The organism is Moorena sp. SIO3H5, assembly GCF_010692395.1.
In the GTDB taxonomy this organism is placed as follows: Bacteria; Cyanobacteriota; Cyanobacteriia; order Cyanobacteriales; family Coleofasciculaceae; genus Moorena.
Genome location: NZ_JAAHHS010000647.1, coordinates 1 through 2,811, shown reverse-complemented (window position 1 = coordinate 2,811; position 2,811 = coordinate 1). Strand labels below are relative to the sequence as shown.

Below are 2,811 nucleotides of genomic sequence, written 5' to 3'. Positions count from 1 at the left end.
ATGCAAGTAAGTGGTAAAAAACATCATCATAATTGATGAAAAAATAAATAGAAGAGTAAAACACCCCACCCGAGAATAGCCATTTCGCTTTTATCCACCGTCATACAAAAACTTATATAACTATATAATTTATCTATAGCAAAGGGAGCAGGGAGTAGGGAGTAGGGAGTAGGGAGTAGGGAGTAGCTGACCGCTGACCGCTGATAGCTGTTCGCGTAGCGTGATTTATTCAGTAAGTTGACCACGAACTAATGCCCATCCTGTGGTGAGCTGACCGTAAGCCCAGGTAGCGTAGGGAACTATACATAACTTAATTAACCAGGGTATCACCATAATTGCGCTAAATATAATCAGTCCTAATACCTTGCTCCCGATTTTCTGAATTCCGTTCACCAACTCCTGCACTCCTGCTACAATTTTTTGGGAATCGTCTCTAAGGGAATCGAGGTTAGGAATACCGCTGACAATAGTATTAAAAACCCTAAGTATTTCCAAATTATCCTTTAACACTGCCTTGACCTGTTGCAAACCAACCACTGGTACTTCAAACCCAGGAATAGTAGGCATAGCCACTGAAACGTCTTTCATTTCGATATTCACCTTAGGCGGAAATCCACCCCCCAAGTTGACATCTGGTTTCACCGGAAGATTAACATCTGGGATGCCAAGATCCGGCAAACTCACTCCAGTAGGAATCTGTTCAACTATCTCGAATGCTTCTTGCACTTCTGCATTTATTGTTTTGATGGGTTCTAGGATATTACCAATTTCTGCTTTTGCCTTTTGAGTAGTCTGCTTCACTTCCACTAGGGTGTTATTGATTTCCACTAAAGGACCACTGACTAGACTCTTGATATCATGTAAAATTGTTAAAAAAGTAATCAAAAATACCACTACTAAGATAATCGGTATTAAGGCATTGATAATCATAACTATACCATTAAGTCGTTGCCTTAACCCACTGCTTTGATCAACTCTCATTCTCTTACCTCTATTATCTTATCTCTATTCAATTAATCACCTTGTCCAGCTCAAGTTGTTTCTAGTCTAATCAAGTACATATAATTTTTGTTGTCTTATATCTTACCTGCTCCCTGCTCCCTGCTCCCTGTTCCCTGTTCCCTGTTCCCTGTTCCCTGTTCCCTATTCAGATACTCCCCTGATTAATTGCCATCCAGCAGTTAGCTGAGGGGAAGCCCACTTGATATATTTCACAACCAACCAGGGTAATGAAAGTAGCACAGTCCCTACCAACAGCATGATCATAACCAATAGATTACCGCAAATTTTGTTAATGATTACTAGTAAGCCCTGCTCACCAGCAATTAGTCTTTGGTAATGGTCTCTAATTACTTCAATATTGGGAAGAATACCAATAACGTTATTTAAACTGCCAATAATTTCAACATTCTTAGTTAAAAGGGCTTTCGTTTCTTTTAGTCCTGATACACTAACCTTCACTCCAGGAATATCAGGTAAAGCAACAGGTATCTTTTCAACCTCAACTCGCACCTTAGGAATCTTAATAATAGGTTTTTTAGGAATCTTGGGAATATCAAATACGAACACAACTGGCTTATTCAACTCCCTGCTGCTCAATTTAACTTTTGGTTTAATCGGCAGTTTAACATCAGGAATCGGAATAGTCGGAAGCTCTATTTCTTCAGGAATACTATCAATTGTTTTGACAGTTTTAGCCAGTTTTTTCTCTAGATCACCAATCGGTGCTATGGCACTACCAATCACATTTCCAGTTTGCTCGAATTTGCCACTGATAGCCACCAAAGCGCTATCGATTTCTTGTACTGGTCCACCCACAAGACTGTTGATATCCAGCACAATCGTGGCTAAGGTGATACTAACTACTAATAAGTAAATAACTGGTATTAGGGCTTGGATAATTATCCCTATACCTCGAATTCTAGCCATGGTCAAAGTTAGCAGTGATTACACTAACTTTAACTTTAGTACAAAGGTAAGCATTCAGCCGTCAGCGCTCAGCCGTCAGCTAACAGCTCACGCTACTAGATCGGTGCTTATTTTATTCAAAAGTACCGATCTAGTAGCGATGCAGCGCGGTCTTGGGGGTTTCCCCCATGAGCGACTGCATCAAGACAGCGTGCCCATAGCCCATAAGCACCGATCTAGTACGGTAGGCACAGGCCAATGGCTAATGGTTGATAGCACCTCAAGTAGCGGCGCGTAGCGCATTAGCTGATAGCTGAGGGCTGAGGGCTGAGGATTTATAAAGAGGTGAAACGCTGAAAACCCCGTCACAAAGCGAGCGGGTTAGAAGTTACCGCAAGAATAGGGCAGCCTTTATGGTTTGTCGGCTATGCATAAAAGGTTTAAAACTTTATGATTAAGGCTGCCCTATTAATCAGGTTTCGTCTCCGGGATGAAAGCGAATAGCGGCTTTAGCCGCCTTGAAAGAATATTGACTAGGATTTGACATTTTATTCTGGTAGTGCTAGACTAAAATAGTCGCAGTAAGGTCGAAACTGATGATTATTTTAGAGTTTAAAGCGAAAGGAAAACCATCTCAGTATTTAGCTATAGATGAGGCTATTCGGACTGTGAAATTCATCCGAAATAGTTGTCTTAGATATTGGATGGACAATAAAGGGCTTAACAAATTTGACCTAAACAAATACAGTGCAGTTCTTGCTAAAAAATTCCCTTTTGCTAATGAGTTAAACTCTACTGCTCGTCAGTCTAGCGCTGAAAGGGCATGGTCATCAGTTGTTCGATTCTTTGACAACTGTAAAAAGAAAGTGCCTGGGAAGAAAGGATTTCCCCGTTTTCAAAAGA

The 2,811-nt window shown here is 40.8% G+C and carries 4 protein-coding genes and 1 pseudogene; 2 read left to right on the top strand and 3 right to left on the bottom strand.

All coding sequences use genetic code 11. From position 1 onward, the window contains the following. Nucleotides 1-26 precede the first annotated feature (26 nt). The 3 genes from F6K52_RS35025 to F6K52_RS35015 form a co-directional block, all read right to left on the bottom strand. Nucleotides 27-245: a hypothetical protein gene (locus F6K52_RS35025; RefSeq protein WP_293089595.1), complete on the bottom strand. Its 219-nt coding sequence runs from the start codon at nt 243-245 to the stop codon at nt 27-29. Further along, nucleotides 226-981 carry a hypothetical protein gene (locus tag F6K52_RS35020; protein ID WP_293089593.1) on the bottom strand — a complete coding sequence of 252 codons (756 nt, stop codon included), beginning with the start codon at nt 979-981 and terminating at the stop codon, nt 226-228. Before F6K52_RS35020 ends, F6K52_RS35025 begins: the two co-directional genes overlap by 20 nt. 162 nt (nt 982-1,143) lie before the next feature. Then, nucleotides 1,144-1,929, bottom strand: coding sequence for a hypothetical protein (locus tag F6K52_RS35015; RefSeq protein ID WP_293089591.1), 786 nt, complete (start codon nt 1,927-1,929; stop codon nt 1,144-1,146). A gap of 139 nt (nt 1,930-2,068) precedes the next feature. Between F6K52_RS35015 and F6K52_RS35010 the strand changes: the two genes are divergently transcribed. Continuing rightward, nucleotides 2,069-2,206, top strand: coding sequence for a hypothetical protein (locus F6K52_RS35010; RefSeq protein ID WP_293089589.1), 138 nt, complete (start codon nt 2,069-2,071; stop codon nt 2,204-2,206). Nucleotides 2,207-2,504: 298 nt separating this feature from the next. Further along, a pseudogene (locus F6K52_RS35005) lies at nt 2,505-2,811 on the top strand (RNA-guided endonuclease TnpB family protein); the annotation flags it as partial.

What these genes read in the sequence shown, in the direction of transcription:
- F6K52_RS35010 (WP_293089589.1), top strand. Translation starts at nt 2,069, where the DNA reads ATGCAGCGCGGTCTTGGGGGTTTCCCCCATGAGCGACTGCATCAAGAC.
- F6K52_RS35020 (WP_293089593.1), bottom strand. Translation starts at nt 981, where the DNA reads ATGAGAGTTGATCAAAGCAGTGGGTTAAGGCAACGACTTAATGGTATA.
- F6K52_RS35015 (WP_293089591.1), bottom strand. Translation starts at nt 1,929, where the DNA reads ATGGCTAGAATTCGAGGTATAGGGATAATTATCCAAGCCCTAATACCA.